Genomic DNA, 21,687 nt, shown 5'->3' with positions numbered 1-21,687 from the left:
ACTCGGATCGTGAGGTTGTACCGGGATCACGCGGTGGTGCTGCGCCAGCACAAGCTGGGCGAGGCCGACCGCATCGTCACCCTGCTCACCCGTCGCCACGGGCTCGTGCGGGCCGTCGCGAAAGGTGTGCGCCGCACCCGCTCGAAGTTCGGGGCCCGGCTCGAGCCGTTCGCGCACATCGACGTGCAACTACATCCGGGTCGCAGCCTCGACATCGTCACGCAGGTCCAGACCGTCGACGCGTTCGGTGCCGACATCGTCGACGACTACGGCCGCTACACCACCGCGTGTGCCGTGCTCGAGACCGCCGAACGGCTCGCCGGTGAGGAACGCGCTCCCGTTCCGCAACTGCACCGCCTCACCGTCGGTGCCCTCCGTGCGCTGTCCGACCGGATCCGGCCGCCGGAGCTGATTCTCGACGCGTACCTGCTGCGCGCGATGGCCTACGCCGGCTGGGCACCGGCGATCGACCGCTGCGCCCGCTGCGACGAGCCCGGCCCGCATCGCGCATTCCATGTCGCGGCCGGGGGAGCGGTGTGCGTGCGGTGCCGTCCGCCGGGTGCCGCGACCCCCGGCGCGGGTGTGCTGGACCTGATGGACGCGCTGTTCCACGGTCGCTGGCAGGGCACCGAAACGGTGTCCGCGGCCACGCGTGGGCAGGTCAGCGGCTTGATCGCCGCCCATCTACAGTGGCATCTGGAGCGGCAGTTGCGGACCCTGCCCCTCATCGAACGCAGTCGTCCCCATGCCGTGACTGTGGAGGGGGAGACGGTCGGGCAGGATGGGGGGCGTGATTCGACGCCGCACCCCGCAAGCATCGCGTGACCGCGAGATCCGGCCGCCCGACCCGCATCCGTCCGGCGCCCGCCCACCGGGTCTGCAGCCCGAACTGATCCCGCGGCACGTCGCCCTGGTCATGGACGGCAACGGACGCTGGGCACAGGAACGCGGCCTGCCCCGCACCGCCGGCCACGAACGCGGCGAGGCGGTGCTGATGGACACCGTGTGCGGCTGCATCGAGATGGGCGTCAAGTGGCTCTCGGCGTATGCGTTCTCCACCGAGAACTGGAAGCGCAGCCCGGACGAGGTGCGCTTCCTCATGGGCTTCAACCGGGACGTCATCCGCCGCCGGCGCGACGAGATGCACGAGATGGGGGTGCGCGTGCGCTGGGCCGGACGACGGCCCAAGCTGTGGCGCAGCGTCGTCAAGGAACTCGAGATCGCCGAGGAACTGACCCGCGACAACGACGTGATGACCCTCACCATGTGCGTGAACTACGGGGGTCGCGCCGAGATCGCCGATGCTGCAAGGGAAATCGCGCGTCGCGTGGCTGCGGGTGAGCTCGACCCGGAACGCGTCACCGAGGCCACGGTGGGGCGGTACCTCGACGAGCCCGACATGCCGGACGTGGACCTGTTCCTGCGGCCGTCCGGTGAGCAGCGCACCTCGAACTTCCTGCTCTGGCAGTCGGCCTACGCCGAAATGGTGTTCCAGGACAAGATGTTCCCCGACTTCGACCGTCGGGACCTGTGGGCCGCGTGTGTGGAGTACGCCTCGCGCGACCGTCGATTCGGGGGTGTGAAGTGACGGACGCCGGGACCGGACCGGGCGATCGGGCACCCGACCCCGGCGGAATGGACCCGAGCGGACTGGGCCTGCGCGAGCGGATCGCGTCCGCGCTGGCGGAGTTCGTCGCCCTGCACGAACCCAGGACGAACGGCGACGACGCGCTGGGATTCGACTACGCGGGCGTGCCCTGCGCCGTGCGGGTGGTGACCCTCACCGAAGGCCTCGACGTGGTGTCGCTGACCGGAATCCTCGCGTGGGACCTGCCACTAGACGACGCGTTGCGCACACGCGTCGCCACGGCAGCCGACGCGCTGCAGTTCGGGTCGATCCACCTCGTCGAGCGGGACGCCGAGGCGGACGTGGTGCTCCGGTACTCCTTTCCCGCCACCGGTCTCGACGATTCGCCCCTGACGACGATGCTGCTGCTCGTGCTCGGTGGTGCCGGCGACGCGCGCTCGGCCGTCGCGGGTACGGGCGGATCCGAGTGAGCGAACTCGACTGGGACCTCCCGATCGTCACCGGGGACGACGACGCGCTGCGCGCGGCCGTGCTGCGTGTCCTGTCGACGGTCCTCACCGAGGAGATCGAACCCGACACGGACGGCGATGTACCGATCTGGGTCGACGATGTGCTCACCTACGTCGTCGTCGACTCCCGAGCGGGGGTGGTGGAGCTGACGACGTACCTGGTGGAGCGGATCGCCGGTCGCACCCGCGCGGCCGAGGTCCTCGTCGACCTGCAGGCGCAGTGGCCGGACGCGAGACTCGAACTCCACCAGGATCGGGTGACGGCGGTGCAGCGCGTCCCGGCGCACCCGCTGGTGCCGGCGCACCTGGCGCGCGCGGTCGCGGTCGTGGCGGCGCTGGTGCCGTCGGCTCCCGACCTCGCAACGCGGCTCGGCGGCCGGGCGTGCGTGTTCGACGAGCCGGGCGGCGAGACCGTCGATCTGCTGGGCGGGTGCGGTTGCGACGGCTGCGGGTGCCGCTGAGGGTCACCGCTCAGCGGAGGCTGCGCTCGGCGGGAGGGCTGCGCTCAGCGGGAGGTTGGGGGCTCGGCGTCCGCGCACTCGCGGCAGGTGCCGAAGATCTCGACGGTGTGGCTGACGTCGACGAAGCCGTTGTCCTCGGCCACCTCGTGGGACCAGCGCTCGACCGCGGGCCCGTCCACCTCGACGGTGAATCCGCACGCGCGGCACACGAGATGGTGGTGGTGACCGGACGAGCAGCGCCGGTAGACGGACTCCCCGCTGTCGGTGCGCAGCACGTCGACGGTGCCGGCTTCGGCAAGGGACTGCAGGGTGCGGTAGACGGTGGTCAGGCCGATGCCCTCGCCGCGCCGGCGCAGTTCGTCGTGCAGGTCCTGGGCCGAACGGAATTCTTCGATCTCGTCGAGCAGCGCGGAGATCGCACTGCGTTGTCTGGTGGAGCGGACTCCGACGACGGGTTTGGGGGCGGGCGGCACGGCTGGGGTCAACCTTCCTCGACGTGGGCGACGGCATCGACGACGATGTGGGCGAGATGGTCGTCGACGAGACGGTAGAGCACCTCGCGTCCGGCGCGCTCGCCGCGGACCACGCCTGCGGCCTTGAGGATGCGCAGGTGCTGGCTGATCAGCGGTTGGGTGACGCCGAGCGCCCCGACCAGCTCGTGGACACAGTGTTCGGACTCGCGCAGTTGCAGCACGATCGCGATGCGCACGGGTGCGGCCAGGGCGCGCAGGAGCTCGCCGGCGGCGGCGAGGGTCTCCCGCGACGGAGCCGGGGCCGGGGCGGGTGCCGCCGAGCCCGGACGGCAGTCCTCGTGCGGAGGGGGCGCGGCGCTGGCGTCGCCGCCGGGGCCGGTGTCGGCAACGCTCAACGGGTCTCCTTCGGGTCCTCGGCCGCGTTATTGCAAACCGATCCCATTTTGATATGCACGAATGTGCATGTCAACCGGCGCGACGTTCGGCCCCGCCGACCGGAGCGATAGGCTTACGGGTCGACGCACGCTGCGAAACCCCGCATCGAAGATGGAGTGAATCCGAGTGGCACCGAAATCCAAGATCGATACCGTCGCCAACCTGGCCAAGCGCCGGGGCCTGGTCTATCCCTGCGGTGAGATCTACGGCGGTACGAGGTCGGCCTGGGACTACGGGCCGCTCGGCGTGGAGCTCAAGGAGAACATCAAGAAGCAGTGGTGGCGCAACATGGTCACCAGCCGCGAGGACGTCGTCGGACTGGACTCGTCGGTGATCCTGCCGCGTCAGGTGTGGGTGGCCTCGGGTCATGTCGGGGTCTTCAACGATCCGCTCGTCGAGTGCCTGAGCTGTCACAAGCGCCACCGCCAGGATCACCTGCAGGAGGCGTACGCCGAGAAGAACAAGCTCGACGATCCCGACGCTGTTCCGATGTCGGAGATCGCCTGCCCCGACTGCGGCACCAAGGGCCGGTGGACCGAGCCCCGCGACTTCAACATGATGCTCAAGACCTATCTCGGCCCGATCGAGAGCGAGGAGGGGCTGCACTACCTGCGTCCCGAGACCGCGCAGGGCATCTTCGTGAACTTCGCCAACGTGCTCACCACGTCGCGCAAGAAGCCGCCGTTCGGCATCGGCCAGATCGGCAAGAGCTTCCGCAACGAGATCACCCCGGGCAACTTCATCTTCCGGACCCGCGAGTTCGAGCAGATGGAGATGGAGTTCTTCGTCAAGCCGGGCGAGGACGAGCAGTGGCACCAGTACTGGATCGACTACCGGATGGACTGGTACACCGGACTCGGCATCAACAAGGACAACCTGCGCCTGTACGAGCACCCGCAGGACAAGCTGTCCCACTACTCCAAGCGCACCGTCGACATCGAGTACCGCTTCCACTTCCAGGGCAGCGAATGGGGCGAGCTCGAGGGCGTCGCCAACCGCACCGACTTCGACCTGTCGACGCACGCGCAGCACTCGGGTGCCGACCTGAGCTTCTTCGACCAGACCACCAACGAGCGGTACACCCCGTACGTCATCGAGCCGGCAGCGGGTCTGACGCGTTCGCTCATGGCGTTCCTCGTCGACGCCTACAGCGAGGACGAGGCACCCAACGCGAAGGGTGGCGTCGACAAGCGCACCGTGCTGCGCCTCGATCGCCGGCTCGCCCCGGTCAAGGCGGCGGTGCTGCCGCTGTCGCGCAATGCGGATCTGAGCCCCAAGGCGAAGGACCTCGCCGCGCAGCTGCGCCAGTACTGGAACATCGAGTTCGACGACGCCGGCGCCATCGGCCGCCGCTACCGCCGCCAGGACGAGATCGGCACCCCGTTCTGCATCACGGTCGACTTCGACACCCTCGAGGACCAGGCCGTCACCATCCGCGAGCGCGACACCATGGCGCAGGAGCGCGTCGGGCTCGACCAGGTCGAGGGTTACCTGGCCCAGCGGCTGATCGGCGCCTGACCGCGCAGCCGCAGTGAGGGGGTCGCCTCGCCCGAGGCGACCCCCTCACTGCACGGTCGCGGTCAGAACCGCCCGCCGCTGCTGCCGCCGAACCCGCCGCCCCCGAAGCCCCCACCGCCGAAGCCCCCGCCGCCGAAGCCCCCGCCGCCGAAGCCCCCGCGGCCACCGGTCAGGACGCTGTTTATCAGGATGCCGCCGAGCACCGCACCGGCGATGTTGCCGCCGGAGGCGCCGCCGCGGGGCGGACGCTGCTGACGGTCCCAACGCTGCACGTCGTTCTGCGCTGCGCGCAGCGCATTCGCCGCGAGGGTCCCCGCCGCCTGAGCGTGTTGCAGGGCCCGGCCCGGGTCGTGGGCGGCGAGCTGCTGCGCGGCCTGCAGATGGCGCTGCGCCTCCGACAGGCGGGTGCGGGCTTCGGCGCCGATCACGCCGCGCCGCGTCCCGATGAAGTCCGCGGCAGCGGTGACCTGGGACTGGGCGGCCGTCAGATCCTGCTCGAGACGTTGACGGCTGCGCTGCGCCTGCTCCTGTGCCTGACGGGTGCGGGCGCGCAGCGCGTCGAGGCGGGCGTCCGCCTCGACGACTCGGGTGAAGCTGCCCAGCGGGTCGGTGTTCATCGCCGCCCGCGCGTGGTCGAGTGCCTCCTGCGCGGCCCTGCGGGCTTCGGCGAGTTCCGCGCCCCCGGCATCGGCGAGCTGTCCCGCGTCGGCGATGCCCTGTTCGGCGTCGGCCATCGCCGCCGGCAACGTCGCGATCGCCCGCCGGATGTCGTCGGCGGCGTGGTCGATCGCGTCGAGCATGGTCGCCGCGTGCCCCAGAGCGCCTTCCGCTTCCCGGATGGCGCGCACCGCGTCGCCCTGCTCGCCGACGGGGCGCGCCACCGCGGTGCGGCCCTGGTCGACTGACTTCTCGGCGAACTCGATCTCGTCCTGGGCCAGCGCCACGTTGTCGGTGATCGGGGCGAGCGCGCCGGCCGGGAACTCCGTGCGCAGGTTCGCCAGCGTCGCCTCGGCCTCGGGGAGGCGGGCCCGCAACGCGATCGCGCGCTGGGTGAGTGCGTCGAGGCGGGCGGGTGCATCGAGCAGCAGATCGCGCATCCGGTCGAAGGCCTCGACCTGCGCGTCGAGTTCCCGGTCCGCGCGCCCGCACGACGAGATCAACTGCACGAGCATGTCGCGCTGCTGCTGAGGCGTCTCGGGGATGGCGTCGTCGAGCCGCTGCCGGATCTCGAACGCGGACGCCAGGGCCGACTGCGCCTGACGGTAGGCGTGGTCGAACGGTTGAACCGCGGCATCGCCGAATTCCCCGCGCGCCAGTTCGAGCGCCTCGTGGCTCGAACGGACCGCGTTGTCGGTCTCGACCAGGATCTTCTGGGCATGTAGTTCGAGCCCTTCGAGCGGCAGTGCACTCAGTGCGTCGGTGTCGGCCGGGTCGGTGTCCGCCGCGGCCCGGGCGCCCGCCTCGGCCCGCTTGCGCTTGGCGCGCTTGGAGTACAGGTACACCCCGCCGGCGCCGGCGGCGATGACCCCGCCCCCCACGAGCAGCGTGGTGCCCGAGCCCGAGCCCGAGCCCGAGCCCGAACCCGAGGCCGACAACGCCTCGTCGAGACCCTCGGCCGCCGCCACCGCGGCCCCGGCCCAGTTCTCGTCCCGCAGCTGCGGCACGATCCGATCCGTGCTGATGGCGTCCCGCTCGGACGCGGTGACCCCGGACAACGCGTTCGGCGTCCACAGCGCGTACTCGCGGTCCTGCGTGGCCACGGCGAGCAGGGCGGTGTCGGTGCCGAAGTTGCTGGCCTGCGCGGTCTGCTCGGTCCAGTCGTCGGACGACAGTCCGGAAAATGTCGGCACGTACGCCACCCACAACTGCACCCCGTGCTCGGCGTAGAGCGCGTCCGCCGCCTGCTCGATCTGCGCCGTCTCCGCCGGACCCAGTACGCCGGCCGTGTCGGTGATCGGCTGCGGGAGCCGGAAGGGCGGCTCGGCCGTCGCCGAACCGGGCAGCAACAACCAGGCCAGCGCCGCCAGCAGGACCGGCACCGACAGCGACAGCGAACGGTGGAGCGGACGGACCGGACGTGGCCGGACGACGACCGAATGCGGTGACATGCGTTCGAATCTATCGGCTCGCCTGCGTCGTCGCCCGTGGCGCGTCGCCGGGTGGGCACACACGCAACACTGGCAGAATCGGGGAGTGAGTACCGCAGCCCGTCTACGCCCAGCACCGCCCCTCCCCGAAACCCGGCGTGGGTTCGGGACGAGCGTCGCGCGCTGGACACGCCGGCTGGTGCTCGGAGTGGTGCTCGCGGCGATCGCGGTCCTCGCCGGGACCGCGGTGCGGGTGTGGCAGGTGGCGCGCATCGACGACTGGAGCCCGGCCGACGCCATCGTCGTGCTCGGCGCCGCCCAATACTCCGGCACCCCCTCGTCGGTGTTCCAGGCCCGCCTCGACCAGGCCTTCACCCTGTACGAGAACCGGGTAGCCGAACGGATCGTCACCGTCGGCGGGAAGCAGGAGGGTGACCTGTTCACCGAGGCGGCCTCCGGCAAGAACTATCTGGTCGCCAAGGGTGTGCCGGAGTCGGCGATCACCGCGGTCGAGGAGGGCTCGGACACGCTGCTCAGTGTCGAGGCGGTCGGACGCGAGATGAGCGCGCAGGGGCTGCACTCCGCGGTGCTGGTGAGCGATCCGTGGCATTCGCTGCGTACTCGCACCATGGCCCGCGACGCCGGTCTCGACGCGTGGACCGCGCCGACCCGCACCGGACCCGCCGTGTACACCCGGGAGTCGCAGCTGCACGGGATCGCCCGTGAGACGGGCGCGCTGATCTGGTACCAGCTCACCCACGACTCGGCGGACTTCCCCTACACGGCCGCACAGTGAAAGAGGACGTGATGCCGGGCTACGACGAACACGACCTCGAACGGCGTGTCACCGAGGTCCCGAAGGTATCGGCGCTCGCCGGTGCCGGGCCGGCGACCGCGAGCCGTACGCCGTTCGCGCGGGACCGCGCCCGGGTCCAGCACAGCGCCGCCCTGCGGCGGCTCGCCGACAAGACCCAGGTCGTCGGCCCCCGCGACGGTGACACTCCGCGCACCCGGCTCACCCACTCGATCGAGGTCGCCCAGATCGGCCGCAGCATCGCCGACGGGCTCGGTTGCGATCCCGACCTGGTGGACCTCGCCGGCCTCGCGCACGACATCGGGCACCCGCCCTACGGTCACAACGGCGAGCGCGCCCTCGACGAGGTAGCCGCCGGGTGCGGCGGATTCGAGGGCAACGCGCAGAATCTGCGGATCCTCACGTGCCTCGAGCCGAAGATCGTCCATCCCGACGGCGCGAGCGCCGGTCTCAATCTCACCCGCGCGGCCCTCGACGCGACACTGAAGTATCCGTGGACCCGCCCGGCGCCCGGCGCGAAGTTCGGCGCCTACGACGACGACGCCGACGTCCTCGAGTGGGTGCGCGACGGCGCGCCGGACCGGCGCAAGTGCCTCGAAGCCCAGATCATGGACTGGTCCGACGACGTCGCCTACTCCGTCCACGACGTCGAGGACGGCGTGATCGACGGACGGATCGACCTGCGCGTGCTCACCGACCCGGCGTCGGTGAACACGCTCGTCGATCTCGGCATGCGCGAGTTCTCCGGTCTCGATCCGAACGAGCTGGTGGAGGCCTCGAAGCGACTGTCGCAGATGCCGGTGGTCCAGGCCGTCGACACCTACGACGGCAGCCTCGCGTGCTCGGTGGCGCTCAAGCGGCTCACCAGTGAACTCGTCGGCCGCTTCGCGACGGCCGCGATCATCGGCACCCGCGCCGTCACCGGCGATCGCCCGGTCACCCGCTACGACGCCGACCTCGTCGTCCCGCCTGTCGTCGCGTCCGAGGTGGCCCTGCTCAAGACCATGGCCCTGCAGTTCGTGATGTCCGATGCCGCCCACCGGCAGCGTCAGGAACGGCAGCGGGAACGGATCCACCGCGTCGCCGAATGGCTCGAGCGCACGGCCCCTGTCGGCCTCGACCCGTTCTTCGTCCCCCTCTGGGACGCCGCGCCCGACGACGCCGCCCGCATGCGGGTGATCGTCGACCAGATCGCTTCGTGCACCGAGTCCCGGCTCGAGCGGATCGACCGCGACAGCCTCGCCGCGCAGGCGAGTTGGGGGTAGCGCCTAGACTCGTCGTCGTGGCCGGGCGAATTTCAGACAGGGACATCGCGGCCGTCCGTGACCGCGTCCGGATCGAGGACATCGTCGGCGAGTACGTCGCCCTCAGGCGCGGCGGCGCCGATTCGATGAAGGGGCTGTGCCCCTTCCACGACGAGAAGTCCCCGTCCTTCCACGTCCGTCCCAACCACGGCCACTTCCACTGCTTCGGCTGCGGCGAGGGCGGCGACGTGTACTCGTTCCTGCAGAAGATCGAGCACATCAGTTTCGTCGAAGCCGTCGAGCAGCTCGCCGACCGGGTCGGCTACACCCTCAACTACGAGGGCGGGGGACCGTCGGTGCAGCGCGACCGCGGCACCCGCGCACGGCTCGTCGCCGCCAACGCGGCGGCGCAGGAGTTCTACGCCGAGCAGCTGCGGACGCCCGACGCTCAGGCGGCGCGGGACTACCTGACCGAACGCAGCTTCGACGAAGCCGCGGCCGCGGCGTTCGGGTGCGGATACGCTCCCGCCGGCTGGGATGCGCTCACCAGGCACCTGCTCTCCCGCGGCTTCGAATTCGCCGAGCTCGAGGCGGCCGGTCTGTCCAAGCAGGGTCGCCGCGGACCCATCGACCGGTTCCACCGGCGGCTGCTGTGGCCGATCCGCAACCTCGCCGGCGACGTCATCGGATTCGGAGCCCGCCGCCTGTTCGACGACGACACGCTCGCGGCAAAGTACGTCAACACCCCGGAAACGTTGCTCTACAAGAAATCCCAGGTGCTGTTCGGACTCGACCTGGCCAAGCGGGAGATCGCCAAGGCACACCAGGCGGTGATCGTCGAGGGCTACACCGACGTCATGGCAATGCACCTGTCGGGCGTGAAAACCGCAGTGGCCGCGTGCGGCACCGCGTTCGGCGACGAGCATCTGGCGATGCTGCGGCGACTGCTCATGGACGACAGCTACTTCCGCGGTGAGATCATCTACACCTTCGACGGCGACGCCGCCGGCCGGGCTGCGGCGATGAAGGCGTTCGAGGGCGACCAGAAGACCACGGCGAAGACATTCGTCGCGATCGCACCGCAGGGCATGGATCCGTGCGAGCTGCGGCAGGAGTCCGGCGACGGAGCGGTGCGCGACCTCGTCGCCCGGCGCACCCCGATGTTCGAGTTCGTCGTCAAGTCGATTCTCGCCGAGCACGACCTCGACACCGCCGAGGGTCGGGTGGAGGCGCTGCGCCGGACGGTTCCCGTGGTGGCCCGGATCAAGGAACGTACGCTGCGCGACAGTTACGCGGTGCAGTTGTCGCACTGGGTGGGCTGGGACGACATTCCGGCCGTCCGCCGCCGGGTGCAGGAGGAGTCCCGTCGCGTCGCGCGCGGCGGCGACGAGAAGGCACGCACCGTCGCGCCGCACCAGCGGGCGGAGGCGGGGCCCGCGGAGACGGTCCTGCGTCGGCCGCGTCCCGACGATCCGGCGCTGTGGCCGCAGCGCGACGCCCTCAAGGCGGCGCTGCAGTACCCCGGCATCGCCGGGACCGTGTTCGATTCGCTGCCCGCGGAGACGTTCACCGATCCGGCCTACGCGGCCGTCCGCGAAGCCGTGGCCGCGGTCGGCGGGACCGGCGCGGGACTCGGCGGCGCGGAATGGGTCGACGCCGTCGGCCGCGCCGCCACCGACCCCGTGGTGCACTCGCTGGTCATGGAACTCGCGGTGGACTCGCTGCCCGCGGAGGAGGACCGGATGCCCCGCTACATCGGCGGGGTCCTCGCGCGGCTGCAGGAGGTCTGGGTGGGGGAGCAGGTCGCCGAACTCAAATCCAAACTGCAGCGCATCTCCCCGGCCACCGAATCCGACGAGTTCCACTCGCTGCTCGGGGACCTCGTCGCACTCGAGCAGTATCGGCGCAGCCTGCTCGACCAGGCCATCGGCGACACCAGCGGCGACGGCCTGGCCGGCTGACCTCACGCCACCCGCGTCACCGCCGCAACTGGTCGCGGGGGACGAGGATCGTGGTCTGCTCGTCGAGCGGCTTCATCGGTTCGAGCTTCGGCTCCGGGCTGAGGGAGTCGGCCAGCTTCTGCCGGCTCACCTCGATCGCCTTCTTCGTCACCGGGCTACCTGCGACCGCCTTCGCCGTCCTGCTGAGCTGTTCGTATCGGGCGCGGCCCGCCCGTGTCCCCAGGACGTAGCCCGCGGCAACCCCCACCAAAAGTCCGATCAACGTCGTCTCCGTTCAGCCGTGTCAGCGTCTTACCCATCCTGCCCGATCCAGGTCCCCGGGCTCACAGGCAGGCGATTTGGTGCCGCGTCGGGTGGGGCGCTACAGTTCTTCACGCACCGCGGGAAACGGCGGGGCACGCAGGACAATCCCCTGTAGCTCAATTGGCAGAGCATTCGACTGTTAATCGAACGGTTGCTGGTTCGAGTCCAGCCGGGGGAGCTTCCGGAAAACCCCTTCCACCCGATCTCGGGTGGAAGGGGTTTTCGCGTCCCGGCCGGCACGAACCGTGGCCGGTGTGACGGAAGTTACACACGCCTCCTCGTGGCCGCGGTTCGGCCTGGCCCGGCGACACGGGGTGACCCGCGACCGGGACCGGCCGTCGCGGCCGGTAGCATTCGGCACACGTCGCGTACCTTCGGATACGCGCGGACGGGGCGGTAGCTCAGTCGGTTAGAGCCGTGGACTCATAATCCATTGGTCGCGGGTTCGAGCCCCGCCCGCCCCACCCTTCCCGCTCCGGCCGTCACACCCCCTGGAGCCGGATCTGCTGGAAGGCGACGGCGTGCCGCACGCCGATTCGGGTTCCGGCGGCCGCGGTGAACTCGCGCAGGAACGCCGCAGGATCGAAGTCCCGGCCCAGCCCGTCCAGGTAGGACCGGTGGGCGCGCAGTGATTCGATTCCGGCGTCGAGACTCTCGGTGACGTCGACGGCGTGCGACGGCTCGTTCGCGCCCATCAGGTACACGTGGCCGACCCCGTGCCACGGAGGCAGGTTCTCGTCGAGCAACTCGGGGAAGATCCAGCGATTGCCGGCGTCGCGGGCGCCGTCGAGTACCGCCAGGCCCACGGCGCGGTGGTCGGCCTGATTGACGATGCGCCCGCCGTCCAGTCCGTAGGTGGGCTCGTACGTGGCGGTGATCAGCACGTCCGGCCGGAACCTCCGGATCTCGCGGGCGATGGCGCGGCGCAGGTCGAGTCCGTATTCGACGACGCCGTCGCGGTATCCGAGGAATGTCACGTCCTCGACGCCGACGACGGCGGCGGCTTCGAGCTGCTCGCGGCGTCGCAGAGGTGCCGCCTCGGCGGGGGTGCGGCCGTCGATGCCGGCCTCGCCGTCGGTGGCGACGACGTAGGCCACCGACTTGCCCGAGCGGGTCCAGCGGGCGACGGCGCCGGCCGCGCCGTACTCGAGGTCGTCGGGATGCGCGACGACGGCCATCGCGCGGTTCCAGTTCTCGGGCAGCGTGGTCGATGTGGTGTTCACGACGGGTCCTTTCGAGTCGGTGACCGGGTCTCCTTTCGGACGTCGCACCGCGGCGAAGGACGCATTCGCCGAGCGCGAACGACGCGGCTGCGTCCGTTCGGCGCGACGGTCGTCAGTAGGGAGGACACACGGTGACGAGGATCCATGGTGGATTCCCGGGCCGGTGTCCCGATTTCGAGGAGAGACCGCCATGTCTGCCACCCGAGTCCAGCTCGCTCTCAACGTCGAGGACATCACCGCGGCGACCGAGTTCTACACCGCGTTGTTCGGGGTGTCACCGCACAAACAGCGCCCCGGGTACGCCAACTTCGCGATCGAGGACCCGCCGCTGAAGCTGGTGCTGATCGAGAATCCCGGTGCGCGCGAACGTCTGAACCACCTGGGGATCGAGACGGACGGCCCCGACGAGGTGTCCGGAGCGCTGGCTCGGTTCCGTGCTGCCGGACTGACCGCCACGATCGCCGAGCAGGATCTGTGCTGCCATGCCGTGCAGGACAAGGTTTTCGTCGACGCGCCCGACGTGCCCAACGGATGGTGGGAGTACTACGCCGTGACCGACGACGATCCCGCCAACCCGGACGGGCTGACGGGTTCGGCGTGTGCGGTCGCCTGCGCGAGCGAGGACAGCCCGACAGCGGGGGCCTGCTGCGGCTGATCGGAACTCGCCCCGGTGTGCCGTCCGGCGACGGCACACCGGCGCGCACCGCAGGATCAGCACCCCTGGATCAGCGGGGGTCGCCGGCGCAGCGGCAGTCGGTCGGGGTGGTGTAGTCCACGGGCATCCCGTGCGCATCGAGGGTCAGGGCGCAGCACCGTCCGAGCAGTTCGGCCAGCTTCCGCCGGCCCCGCTGGACCCGGGACTTCATTCCCGACAGCGACACCCCTTCGACGGCGGCGGCGCGGGCCTGCGTCAGACCTTCCAGGTCGGTCAGCTCGACGGCTCGGCGCTGCTCGGGGGAGAGCCCGTCGAGCAGCGGGCGCAGGCAGGCGGCCAGCTCCCGCTGGGCGGTCGCCGCGTCGTCCCCGTCCGGTCCGGCCGGGTCGGGCGCGTCGCCGGTGAGCGGTGCGAGCCGGTCCCGATCCCGGGCGGCCCGTCGGTAGTCGTCGATGATCGCGCTGCGGGCGATCCGGTACACCCACCGGATCAGGTGCTCGCGGTCCTCGACCCGGCCGAGGTTCCTGTGGACGCGCAGCAGGATTTCGCCGAGCACGTCGTCGGCGCGGTCCGGATCGGCGATCCGCCGCTGCACGAAGACGCGGAGCTGCGCTCCGAACTCGCGCCAGACGGCTTCGGTGGTCAGGGCGTCCGCGTCCGTCGCGGACCTGGTGGATGCCGTGGTCAGGGTGGATGCCGTGGTCATGGTGTGGTCCTCCGGGAAGGGGCGCTGTACGGGCGGTGTCCCTCCACAGACGACGGTACCGGGGAAAGGACGCACTCCCACGTCGGTGCCTGCACGCTCCGCCGGGATTGCGTCCCTGCGGCGGCGGCGACGTCTGTCTCGGTGCCAGTGCGGGACACACGATCCCGCAGCATCGGACGAAGGAGTGATCATGACCGGCATCGTGGAACGTGACGGCGACCGGGCGCTGAAGGCCAGGCACCGGGCGTTGTGGGCGGCCGGGAACTATCCGGCGGTCGCGGCCGACCTGATCCCGACGTTCGGGCCGACGCTCGTCGCCGCGGCCGGGGTGGTGGCGGGCCTGCGGGTCCTCGACGTGGGCGCCGGATCCGGCAACGCTGCCATCCCGGCCGCCGAACGGGGCGCGATCGTCACCGCCGCCGATCTGACGCCGGAGTTGTTCGTCGCGGGCCGCAGCGCCGCGGCGGAGCGGGGCGTGGACCTCGAGTGGGTGGAGGCGGACGCGGAGGCCCTGCCGTTCCCCGACGCCGGCTTCGACGTCGTGCTCTCCAGCGTGGGCGCGATGTTCGCACCACACCACCGGGCCGTCGCCGACGAACTGCTGCGGGTGTGCCGGCCGGGTGGGACGATCGGGATGATCAACTGGACACCGGAGGGCTTCATCGGTCAGCTGTTCCGGCTCATGGCCCCGTATGCGCCGCCGCCCCCGCAAGGCGCGTCGCCGCCCCCGATGTGGGGCGACGAGCGGCACGTCCGCGAGTTGTTCGGCGATCGGATCAGCGACCTGAGCATGGATCGCCGAAGCGTGGTGATGGACCACAGCCCGGAGCCGGCCGAGTTCCGCGAGTACTGGAAGCGCAACTACGGTCCGGTGATCGCGGTGTACCGGTTCAACGCCGCCGACCCGGACCGGACCGCGGAGCTCGACCGGAGCTTTCTGCAGTTCCTCACGGACTGGAATCGAGCCGGAGAGCCCGGCCGGACCGCGTACGACGCCGAGTACCTGCTGCTCACCGCCCGCAAGAGGTAGCCGCCCCGGTAGGTGCGGGCGCTGCAGTGCTGCCGAAGGGGGAGGATGCGAGGCCCCGCCGGCTTCGCGCGTCGTCGCCGGCGGGGCAGGGCCACTGTGCAGGGGGGCGTGGCCGGATTCGAGCGTAGGCGGCCTGCGAGCGGATGTGAAGGAGAACGGCCCGGTCGGGCAGGGTAGAAGGTCCCGAACCAGGCGATTCGGGCGCCTCGAGGGGGTGCGGACCGGCTCAGCGGCGCTTCCGCGTGCCGTGCGAGGGGTGGACATCCGCGTAGCTGTCGAGGATCTCGCGGATCTCGGTGACGGCCTTCCGGCGCGACTCCGCATCCGCGATGCGTCCGAGCTGCTGCTTGAGGCTCACTGCCAGTTCGGCGTAGTCGTTCTGCCAATCGCGCCCGCTCAGGCGCGCGACGTCCGCGCGAGCGGGTCGAACCCGTGACGCGGGGGCGCCGGGCGCCACCTGGTAGCTCTCGCCGATCTCCGGGGTGACGATCGACAGCGAAGGATCGAGCTCGTGCACCAGTTCGGCCAGCGCCGCCACGGCCTCCGGCTCGCCGTGGGTGAGGAACAGGCTGCCTGCCACGGGACCGCGTGCCGTGATCCAGTCCAGGAGTTCGGCCTGATCCGCGTGTGCGGAATAGCTGTCGATCCGCCGGATCTGCGCCCGCACGTCGATGTCCTGACCGGAGATGCGGACACGCTTCGCACCGTCGAGAATCACGCGGCCGAGCGAACCCTGCGCCTGGAAGCCGACGAACAGAATCGTCGAATCCCGGCGGTGCAGATTGTGCTTCAGGTGGTGACGGATGCGCCCCGCCTCGCACATTCCCGAGGCCGCGATGATGATCGCTCCCGAGACGTCGTTGATCCGCTTGGACGTGGAGGCGTCGTCGATGTAGTGGATCGCCGGATGGTGGAAGATGTTCTTCCCCTCGAGATCCTCGAGTTCGCTCGCGTGCGCGGCGAACACCGCGGTCGCCCGGTTGGCGAGCGGTGAGTCGACGAACACCGGCACCGCGGGGATGCGGTTCTCGTCGACGAGGTGTGCGATGTCGAGCAGCAGTTCCTGCGTCCGTTCCAGCGCGAAGGCGGGGACGACGAGGTTGCCGCCGTGCCCGAGCGCACGGTCGATCTCCTCTTCGAGCAGGTCACGCCGTTGCTCGATCGTCATCCGCACGCGGGTCCGGTTTCCGTAGGTGGATTCGCAGACGAGATGGTCCGGCCCCGAGGGGCCGGTCGGGTCGGGGTGGAACGCCTTCTGGGCGGGACCGAGGTCGCCGGAGAAGAGCAGGCGCACACCCTCCGCGTCGATCTCCGCCGACGCGGCCCCCAGTATGTGCCCCGCGTTCCACAGCCGTGCGCGAAAGCCTGCAGCGGGCTCGAACCACTCTTCGAGCGCCACAGGACGGGCCTGCCCCCAGGCGGCAAGGGCGTCTGCCTCCGTGTACAGCGGGGCGAACCTCCTTCCGCGCGTGCGGTCGCGTCGCCGATTCCGCCGCTCGGCTTCGAATTCCTGGATGCGCCCGGCGTCGGCGAGCATGAATTCCAGCAGGTCGGTGGTCGGGCCGGTGCAGAAGATCGGCCCCTCGAAACCCTGGGCCACCAGCTTGGGCAGCAGACCGCAATGATCGATGTGGGCATGGGTGAGGACGACGGCGTCGATCTCGTCCGGTGCGAACGCGAAGTCACCGTAGTTCAGCTCTTCGAGAGTGCGTGAGCCCTGGAACAGGCCGCAGTCCACCAGAATCCGCGTCGAGTCCAGCGCGATCTCCGTGCACGAGCCGGTGACCGTCTGCGCGGCGCCGTGGAAGACGAGAGTCGGGTCGTGCGCCACACGCAGCTCCTACGACATGGAATCGCGGCCGAAATTGCGGGTACCACAGTCAAGCTATCCGAACCTCGGGTCGGTCGGACCCGGTTGGGCATGTCGCGTATCGGAGTGCGCCGACGGGACCGCACCCGCCGGCCGTGGATATCACCCCGGGTCTCACCCTCGCCTGCTGTCACACGCGCCGGCGCCTGCCCGATGGACATCGTGGTGGCGTCGAGCACCCCGACGTTCGGCGCCACCTCGGACCGGCGCCCCGCCCGGACGGGCCGGGCGCCGCGTCAGTCCCGCAGCTCCGCGCACACGGTGCGCGGCCGCTCGGCGCGGGCCGCACCGTGCGGGCGCCGTCGTGGTCCCTTCGGCTGCATCGGACCGGGCCGCGGGGACCGATGCTCGGCTCTGAGGGCGATCGCTGCCCCGACGATCGTGGCCACCACCGCAGCGACGGCGACCCACGCGACGAGCAGCGAGGCGATCACGTTCATGCCGTCTACACCGCCGCTGCCCGGGGAAGGGTTACGCGGTTTTCGATCTTCACCCTGGGATTCACCCTGGTCGACGTCCCGTTCGCGTGATCGGTCCGGTTTCACCGTGCCGGCGCCGCCGGCCCGGCGGGTGCGGCGGGGGTGCGGTCCGGCTTGCGGCCGGGCCGACCGCCGGCGATAGAACCTGTTCCAATTTCGCCGTCTTGTGGCTATGGTCACATGCGTACACACGCACTGTGACGGAGGGCGATGCAGATGAAGACCAAGGGCGCGATCCTGTGGGGTCTCAACGAGCCGTGGTCGGTGGAGGAAATCGAGATCGGTGACCCGGTCGCGGGCGAGGTGCAGATCCGCATGGAGGCGGCGGGGATGTGCCACTCGGACCACCACATCGTCACGGGAGCGACGCCCATGCCGTCCTTCCCGGTGATGGGCGGCCACGAGGGGTCCGGCGTCATCACGAAGGTCGGCGACGGCGTCGTCGGCCTGGAGGTCGGCGATCACGTCGTCCTGTCCTTCATTCCGGCATGCGGTCGCTGCCCGTCGTGCGCCACCGGTCACTCGAACCTGTGCGATCTCGGCGCGGGCCTGCTCAGCGGGATGGCGATCTCCGACGGCACCTACCGGATCCAGGCGCGCGGACAGCACGTGATCCCGATGTGCCTGCTCGGCACCTTCTCGCCGTACATGACGGTCAACCAGACACAGGTCGTCAAGATCGACAAGGACGTCCCGTTCGAGCTGGCCGCCCTCGTCGGCTGCGGCGTGCCCACCGGCTGGGGCTCGGCCACCCACGTCGCCGACGTCAAGCCCGGGGAGGCTGTCGCCGTGATCGGCGTGGGGGGCGTGGGGATGAGCGCCCTGCAGGGCGCCGTCGCGTCCGGAGCGCGACAGATCTTCGCGATCGACCCCGTGCCGTGGAAGCGGGAGCAGGCCCTGAAGTTCGGCGCGACGCACGCCTACCCGTCGATGGCCGAGGCGCTCATGCCGATCATGGAGACCACGTGGGGACGCATGGCGGACAAGACGATCATCACCGTGGGCGAGATGCGCGGCGAGTACGTCGAGGAGGCCTTGCAGCTGACCGCGAAGAACGGCCGCTGCGTGGTCACCGCGATGGGGCACATGACGGACATGGACGTGAAGCTGAACGCGTTCCTGTTCGCGATGCTGCAGAAGGATCTGCAGGGCAACATCTTCGGCGGCTGCAATGCGCGGGTCGACATTCCGAACCTGCTCGCGATGTACAAGGCCGGACAGCTCAACCTCGCGGACATGGTCACCCGCACGTATACCCTCGAGCAGGTCAACGACGGCTACCAGGACATGCTCGACGGGAAGAACATCCGCGGCGTCATCCGGTACACCGACGCCGATCGGTGATTCCGCGGCCACCGGTGCCGTCTTCTAGGCTGGGTACGTGAACAGCCTCGACGCGATCTCCGACTGGCCTGTCGACCACGCCGCCGCCGCGGTTCTCACCCGCGCCGGCGGCGTCGTCGCAGAGCGCGGCGACCAGTTGCGGCTCTACCGTCTCGCATCGGTCACCAAGCCGCTCGTCGCCTACGCGGTCCTCGTCGCTGTGGAGGAGGGCGCGCTCGAACTCGATCAGCCCGCCGGTCCGCCGGGGTCGACCGTCCGCCATCTGCTGGCGCACGCCTCGGGACTGGCCTTCGACGAACGCGTGTCGCAGGCGGAGCCCGGCCGCAAGCGGATCTACTCGAGCGCGGGCTTCGAAATTCTCGCGGAGCTCGTCGAGGGCGAGACCGGCATCCCGTTCCCCGAATACCTCACCCAGGCCGTCTTCGAGCCGCTCGGCATGCGGGAGTCGTCGCTGCCGGGACCTGCCGGGCACGGTGGGCAGTCGTCGCTCACCGACCTGACGCACTTCGCCGCGGAACTGCTCGCGCCCCGTCTGGTGTCGACCCAGACGCTTGCGGAGGCCACCCGGGTGCAGTTCCCCGGACTCGACGGGATCGTGCCCGGGTACGGGATGCACAAGCCCAACGACTGGGGGCTCGGTGTCGAGATCCGCGGCCGGAAGGACCCCCACTGGACCGGTGCGGCCAATTCACCCGAAACGTACGGGCACTTCGGTCAGTCCGGTACATTCCTGTGGGTCGATCCCCGCGCGGGGATCGCGTGTGTCGTGCTGACGGACAGGGCATTCGGCGAGTGGGCGAAACCACTGTGGCCCGCCCTCGCGGACGACGTCCTCACCGAATTCTCAAATTCCTCATCCGTTCCCTAGCGAAACAGGAGTAACACGGGCAGACTGTCCTCTGTCGCCATGCGCGACCGCTTCGATGTCAGGCCGTTGGGGAAGACGTCCCTCGTCGAAGTGGAGGTGTGTAGTGCGTGCGTCGAACCAGTTCGCGGATGCGACGACCGGGGTGGTCTACATCCACTCGTCGCCTGCTGCGGTCTGCCCGCATATCGAATGGGCACTGGCCGCCACCCTCGATTGCCGTCCGGATCTCACCTGGATCGGTCAACCGGTCGACGTCGGACAACTGCGCACCACTGTGAACTGGGCGGGTCCGGTGGGGACCGCCGCACGCCTCGTCGACGCCCTCCGGGTGTGGCCGATGATCCGCTTCGAGATCACCGAGGACCCCAGCGACGGCGTCGACGGCGAGCGCTACAGTCACGTGCCCGGACTGGGACTGTGGCGGGGCAACACGAGCGCGAACGGCGACGTCGTGGTCGGCGAGATGCGGCTGCGGTCACTGCTCGCCGGTGGCAGCAACATCGTCGAGGAGCTGAACCGGGTGTTGGGCACGGCCTGGGACGAGGCCCTCGAGCCCTACCGCAGCGGCGGCGAGGGCGCCGAGGTGACCTGGCTGCGCCGGAACGTGGGATAGGCCGCTACGCGGCCCGTGCGTCTTTTGGGCTGCTGGGGCAACCCAAAAGACGCACCGGCGGCGCAGCCGCCTACAGCGGGATGTTCTTGTGCCGGCCGCGACGCGCCGGAGCCGACGCCAGCGCCTGGGCGAGCGTGCTGCGGGTCGTCGCCGGATCGATGAGTTCGTCGACGACACCGATCGACATCGCCCGGCCGACGCCGCCGGCGATGGCTTCGTGCTCGGCGGCGAGACGGTCGTGCAGCGCCTCGCGTTCCTCTTCCGGTGCCGCGGCCAGGGCCCGCTTGTGCAGGATCCCCACCGCCGCCTTGGCGCCCATCACGGCGACCTCGGCGTCGGGCCAGGCGAACACGGCGGTCGCACCCAGGGCCCGGGAGTTCATCGCGATGTAGGCGCCGCCGTAGATCTTCCGGGTCACCAGCGTCACGCGGGGCACCTCGGACTCGGCGAAGGCATGCAGCAGCTTCGCTCCGCGACGGACGACACCCTCCCACTCCTGGCTCACGCCGGGCAGGTAGCCGGGCACGTCGACGACGACGACGAGAGGGACACCGAACGCATTGCACAGGCGCACGAAGCGCGCGGACTTCTCGGCGCTGACGGAATCCAGGCAGCCACCGAGACGCAAGGGGTTGTTCGCGATGACGCCGACGGTGCGGCCGCCGAGACGACCGAAACCGGTGACGACGCTGCGCGCCCAGCCGGCCTGCAGTTCCTCGAAGCTGGACTCGCCCTCGACGTTGTCGAGCAGCTCGTGCACGATCGGGCGGACATCGTAGGCGCGGCGCGGGGATTCGGGCAGCAGCGCCCGCAAGTCGGTGTCGCCGCGACGGGCGGCGTCGAGGTCGAACTCGCCTTGTTCGGCAAGCATCGACACGAGGCGACGGGCCCGGTGCAGGGCGTCGTCCTCGTCGTGGGCGGCGATGTGCGCAACGCCCGACTTCTTGGTGTGGGTGTCCGGACCGCCGAGCGATTCCATGTCGACCTGCTCACCGGTGACGCTGCGCACCACGTCGGGACCGGTGACGAAGATGCGGGCCTCGGGCGCCATGATGACGATGTCGGTGAGTGCCGGTCCGTAGGCGGCGCCACCCGCCGCGAACCCGAGGACGACGGAGATCTGGGGGATCCGCCCGGAAGCGCGGACCATTGCCTCGAAGATCAAGCCGACCGCGTGCAGGGAGTCGACGCCCTCTGCGAGCCGGGCACCGCCCGAATGCCACAGCCCCACGATCGGGATGTCCTGCTCGAGGGCGGTGTCGATGGCGTCGACGATGTGCTTGCAGCCGTCCACGCCCATGGCGCCACCCATCACGGTGGCGTCGGAGCAGTACGCGACGGTCCGGACGCCGTCGATGGAACCGATCGCGGCGAGCATGCCGGACTTGTCCCGGGGGTGCAGCAGGCTCAGGGTGCCCGCGTCGAACAGTCGCTCGAGCCGCCGGAGCGGATCGCGGGGATCGACGGCAGCGTCGCGCGTCTGAGCAGGTTCCAGGACGGTCATCG

The 21,687-nt window shown here is 70.3% G+C and carries 22 protein-coding genes and 2 tRNA genes; 15 read left to right on the top strand and 9 right to left on the bottom strand.

Translation table 11 applies throughout. The features are described 5' to 3' along the window. Window positions 1-9: 9 nt before the first annotated feature. From recO to QNA09_RS13660, 4 genes are read left to right on the top strand one after another with little or no spacing between them, the layout of a single operon-like run. The gene (gene recO / locus QNA09_RS13675) at window positions 10-825 is read left to right on the top strand and encodes a DNA repair protein RecO (RefSeq protein WP_072786381.1); all 816 of its coding nucleotides are present in this window, start codon (window positions 10-12) and stop codon (window positions 823-825) included. Then, complete coding sequence (locus tag QNA09_RS13670; RefSeq protein ID WP_043805362.1) at window positions 782-1,588, top strand: isoprenyl transferase; 807 nt, start codon at window positions 782-784, stop codon at window positions 1,586-1,588. The genes recO and QNA09_RS13670 overlap by 44 nt, the downstream gene beginning before the upstream one ends. Continuing rightward, a complete protein-coding gene (locus QNA09_RS13665; protein ID WP_010594268.1) occupies window positions 1,585-2,058 on the top strand; it encodes a hypothetical protein in 474 nt (157 codons plus the stop codon). The genes QNA09_RS13670 and QNA09_RS13665 overlap by 4 nt, the downstream gene beginning before the upstream one ends. Beyond that, the gene (locus QNA09_RS13660; protein WP_059174735.1) at window positions 2,055-2,558 is read left to right on the top strand and encodes a hypothetical protein; all 504 of its coding nucleotides are present in this window, start codon (window positions 2,055-2,057) and stop codon (window positions 2,556-2,558) included. Before QNA09_RS13665 ends, QNA09_RS13660 begins: the two co-directional genes overlap by 4 nt. 44 nt (window positions 2,559-2,602) lie before the next feature. Here the strand turns inward: QNA09_RS13660 and QNA09_RS13655 are convergent, their stop codons facing one another. Beyond that, window positions 2,603-3,031 (bottom strand): Fur family transcriptional regulator, encoded by a 429-nt coding sequence (locus QNA09_RS13655; RefSeq protein ID WP_010594270.1) that lies wholly within the window; start codon window positions 3,029-3,031, stop codon window positions 2,603-2,605. A gap of 8 nt (window positions 3,032-3,039) precedes the next feature. Continuing rightward, window positions 3,040-3,426, bottom strand: coding sequence for a metalloregulator ArsR/SmtB family transcription factor (locus QNA09_RS13650; RefSeq protein ID WP_010594271.1), 387 nt, complete (start codon window positions 3,424-3,426; stop codon window positions 3,040-3,042). Between the two features lie 166 nt (window positions 3,427-3,592). Between QNA09_RS13650 and QNA09_RS13645 the strand changes: the two genes are divergently transcribed. Further along, on the top strand, window positions 3,593-4,984 hold the full coding sequence (locus tag QNA09_RS13645; protein ID WP_010594272.1) for a glycine--tRNA ligase: 1,392 nt from the start codon (window positions 3,593-3,595) through the stop codon (window positions 4,982-4,984). Between the two features lie 62 nt (window positions 4,985-5,046). Here the strand turns inward: QNA09_RS13645 and QNA09_RS13640 are convergent, their stop codons facing one another. Then, window positions 5,047-7,092 (bottom strand): TPM domain-containing protein, encoded by a 2,046-nt coding sequence (locus QNA09_RS13640; protein WP_119699857.1) that lies wholly within the window; start codon window positions 7,090-7,092, stop codon window positions 5,047-5,049. Between the two features lie 85 nt (window positions 7,093-7,177). On the opposite strand from QNA09_RS13640, the gene QNA09_RS13635 reads away from it, so the two are divergent. The 3 genes from QNA09_RS13635 to dnaG are packed head-to-tail and all read left to right on the top strand — an operon-like array spanning window position 7,178 to window position 11,090. Continuing rightward, window positions 7,178-7,867 (top strand): YdcF family protein, encoded by a 690-nt coding sequence (locus tag QNA09_RS13635; protein WP_026137657.1) that lies wholly within the window; start codon window positions 7,178-7,180, stop codon window positions 7,865-7,867. Between the two features lie 11 nt (window positions 7,868-7,878). Beyond that, complete coding sequence (locus tag QNA09_RS13630; RefSeq protein ID WP_010594275.1) at window positions 7,879-9,150, top strand: deoxyguanosinetriphosphate triphosphohydrolase; 1,272 nt, start codon at window positions 7,879-7,881, stop codon at window positions 9,148-9,150. Between the two features lie 17 nt (window positions 9,151-9,167). Continuing rightward, window positions 9,168-11,090, top strand: a complete 1,923-nt coding sequence (dnaG, locus tag QNA09_RS13625; RefSeq protein WP_010594276.1) for a DNA primase — start codon at window positions 9,168-9,170, stop codon at window positions 11,088-11,090. 16 nt (window positions 11,091-11,106) lie between these two features. On the opposite strand, the gene QNA09_RS13620 is transcribed toward dnaG, so the two are convergent. Next, a complete protein-coding gene (locus QNA09_RS13620) occupies window positions 11,107-11,352 on the bottom strand; it encodes a hypothetical protein (protein ID WP_010594277.1) in 246 nt (81 codons plus the stop codon). 146 nt (window positions 11,353-11,498) lie between these two features. On the opposite strand from QNA09_RS13620, the gene QNA09_RS13615 reads away from it, so the two are divergent. Further along, a tRNA-Asn gene (locus QNA09_RS13615) sits at window positions 11,499-11,571 on the top strand. 212 nt (window positions 11,572-11,783) lie between these two features. Beyond that, a tRNA-Ile gene (locus QNA09_RS13610) sits at window positions 11,784-11,857 on the top strand. An 18-nt stretch (window positions 11,858-11,875) separates the two neighbouring features. Here QNA09_RS13610 and QNA09_RS13605 read toward each other — a convergent pair. Further along, complete coding sequence (locus tag QNA09_RS13605) at window positions 11,876-12,616, bottom strand: PIG-L deacetylase family protein (protein WP_010594278.1); 741 nt, start codon at window positions 12,614-12,616, stop codon at window positions 11,876-11,878. Between the two features lie 190 nt (window positions 12,617-12,806). On the opposite strand from QNA09_RS13605, the gene QNA09_RS13600 reads away from it, so the two are divergent. Further along, entirely contained in the window at window positions 12,807-13,271 is a 465-nt protein-coding gene (locus QNA09_RS13600) for an ArsI/CadI family heavy metal resistance metalloenzyme (protein ID WP_017680336.1), read from the top strand. 70 nt (window positions 13,272-13,341) lie between these two features. On the opposite strand, the gene QNA09_RS13595 is transcribed toward QNA09_RS13600, so the two are convergent. Then, window positions 13,342-13,977 carry a sigma-70 family RNA polymerase sigma factor gene (locus QNA09_RS13595; RefSeq protein WP_010594281.1) on the bottom strand — a complete coding sequence of 212 codons (636 nt, stop codon included), beginning with the start codon at window positions 13,975-13,977 and terminating at the stop codon, window positions 13,342-13,344. A gap of 190 nt (window positions 13,978-14,167) precedes the next feature. Here QNA09_RS13595 and QNA09_RS13590 point away from each other — a divergent pair, with 190 nt between their 5' ends. Next, window positions 14,168-15,007: a class I SAM-dependent methyltransferase gene (locus QNA09_RS13590; protein ID WP_029540024.1), complete on the top strand. Its 840-nt coding sequence runs from the start codon at window positions 14,168-14,170 to the stop codon at window positions 15,005-15,007. A gap of 226 nt (window positions 15,008-15,233) precedes the next feature. Here QNA09_RS13590 and QNA09_RS13585 read toward each other — a convergent pair whose 3' ends face one another. Then, window positions 15,234-16,838 carry an MBL fold metallo-hydrolase gene (locus QNA09_RS13585; protein WP_010594283.1) on the bottom strand — a complete coding sequence of 535 codons (1,605 nt, stop codon included), beginning with the start codon at window positions 16,836-16,838 and terminating at the stop codon, window positions 15,234-15,236. A 275-nt stretch (window positions 16,839-17,113) separates the two neighbouring features. Continuing rightward, on the bottom strand, window positions 17,114-17,317 hold the full coding sequence (locus QNA09_RS13580) for a hypothetical protein (RefSeq protein WP_010594284.1): 204 nt from the start codon (window positions 17,315-17,317) through the stop codon (window positions 17,114-17,116). Between the two features lie 255 nt (window positions 17,318-17,572). On the opposite strand from QNA09_RS13580, the gene QNA09_RS13575 reads away from it, so the two are divergent. From QNA09_RS13575 to QNA09_RS13565, 3 genes are all read left to right on the top strand, one after another. Beyond that, window positions 17,573-18,700, top strand: coding sequence for an NDMA-dependent alcohol dehydrogenase (locus QNA09_RS13575; RefSeq protein WP_010594285.1), 1,128 nt, complete (start codon window positions 17,573-17,575; stop codon window positions 18,698-18,700). 37 nt (window positions 18,701-18,737) lie between these two features. Beyond that, the gene (locus QNA09_RS13570) at window positions 18,738-19,568 is read left to right on the top strand and encodes a serine hydrolase (RefSeq protein WP_010594286.1); all 831 of its coding nucleotides are present in this window, start codon (window positions 18,738-18,740) and stop codon (window positions 19,566-19,568) included. A gap of 103 nt (window positions 19,569-19,671) precedes the next feature. Continuing rightward, the gene (locus tag QNA09_RS13565; protein ID WP_003937070.1) at window positions 19,672-20,181 is read left to right on the top strand and encodes a DUF3145 domain-containing protein; all 510 of its coding nucleotides are present in this window, start codon (window positions 19,672-19,674) and stop codon (window positions 20,179-20,181) included. A 70-nt stretch (window positions 20,182-20,251) separates the two neighbouring features. Here the strand turns inward: QNA09_RS13565 and QNA09_RS13560 are convergent, their stop codons facing one another. Further along, a complete protein-coding gene (locus tag QNA09_RS13560) occupies window positions 20,252-21,685 on the bottom strand; it encodes an acyl-CoA carboxylase subunit beta (protein WP_010594287.1) in 1,434 nt (477 codons plus the stop codon). Between the last annotated feature and the right edge of the window lie 2 nt (window positions 21,686-21,687).

It is taken from the genome of Rhodococcus sp. AH-ZY2, from assembly GCF_030916465.1.
Lineage (GTDB): Bacteria > Actinomycetota > Actinomycetes > Mycobacteriales > Mycobacteriaceae > Rhodococcus > Rhodococcus ruber.
The sequence above is the reverse complement of the archived record's forward strand: the minus strand, read 5'-3'. Positions and strand labels throughout refer to the sequence as shown.

What these genes read in the sequence shown, in the direction of transcription:
- QNA09_RS13670 (WP_043805362.1), top strand. Translation starts at nt 782, where the DNA reads ATGGGGGGCGTGATTCGACGCCGCACCCCGCAAGCATCGCGTGACCGC.
- QNA09_RS13640 (WP_119699857.1), bottom strand. Translation starts at nt 7,092, where the DNA reads ATGTCACCGCATTCGGTCGTCGTCCGGCCACGTCCGGTCCGTCCGCTC.
- QNA09_RS13630 (WP_010594275.1), top strand. Translation starts at nt 7,879, where the DNA reads ATGCCGGGCTACGACGAACACGACCTCGAACGGCGTGTCACCGAGGTC.
- QNA09_RS13600 (WP_017680336.1), top strand. Translation starts at nt 12,807, where the DNA reads ATGTCTGCCACCCGAGTCCAGCTCGCTCTCAACGTCGAGGACATCACC.
- QNA09_RS13595 (WP_010594281.1), bottom strand. Translation starts at nt 13,977, where the DNA reads ATGACCACGGCATCCACCCTGACCACGGCATCCACCAGGTCCGCGACG.
- QNA09_RS13590 (WP_029540024.1), top strand. Translation starts at nt 14,168, where the DNA reads ATGACCGGCATCGTGGAACGTGACGGCGACCGGGCGCTGAAGGCCAGG.
- QNA09_RS13580 (WP_010594284.1), bottom strand. Translation starts at nt 17,317, where the DNA reads ATGAACGTGATCGCCTCGCTGCTCGTCGCGTGGGTCGCCGTCGCTGCG.
- QNA09_RS13575 (WP_010594285.1), top strand. Translation starts at nt 17,573, where the DNA reads ATGAAGACCAAGGGCGCGATCCTGTGGGGTCTCAACGAGCCGTGGTCG.
- QNA09_RS13560 (WP_010594287.1), bottom strand. Translation starts at nt 21,685, where the DNA reads ATGACCGTCCTGGAACCTGCTCAGACGCGCGACGCTGCCGTCGATCCC.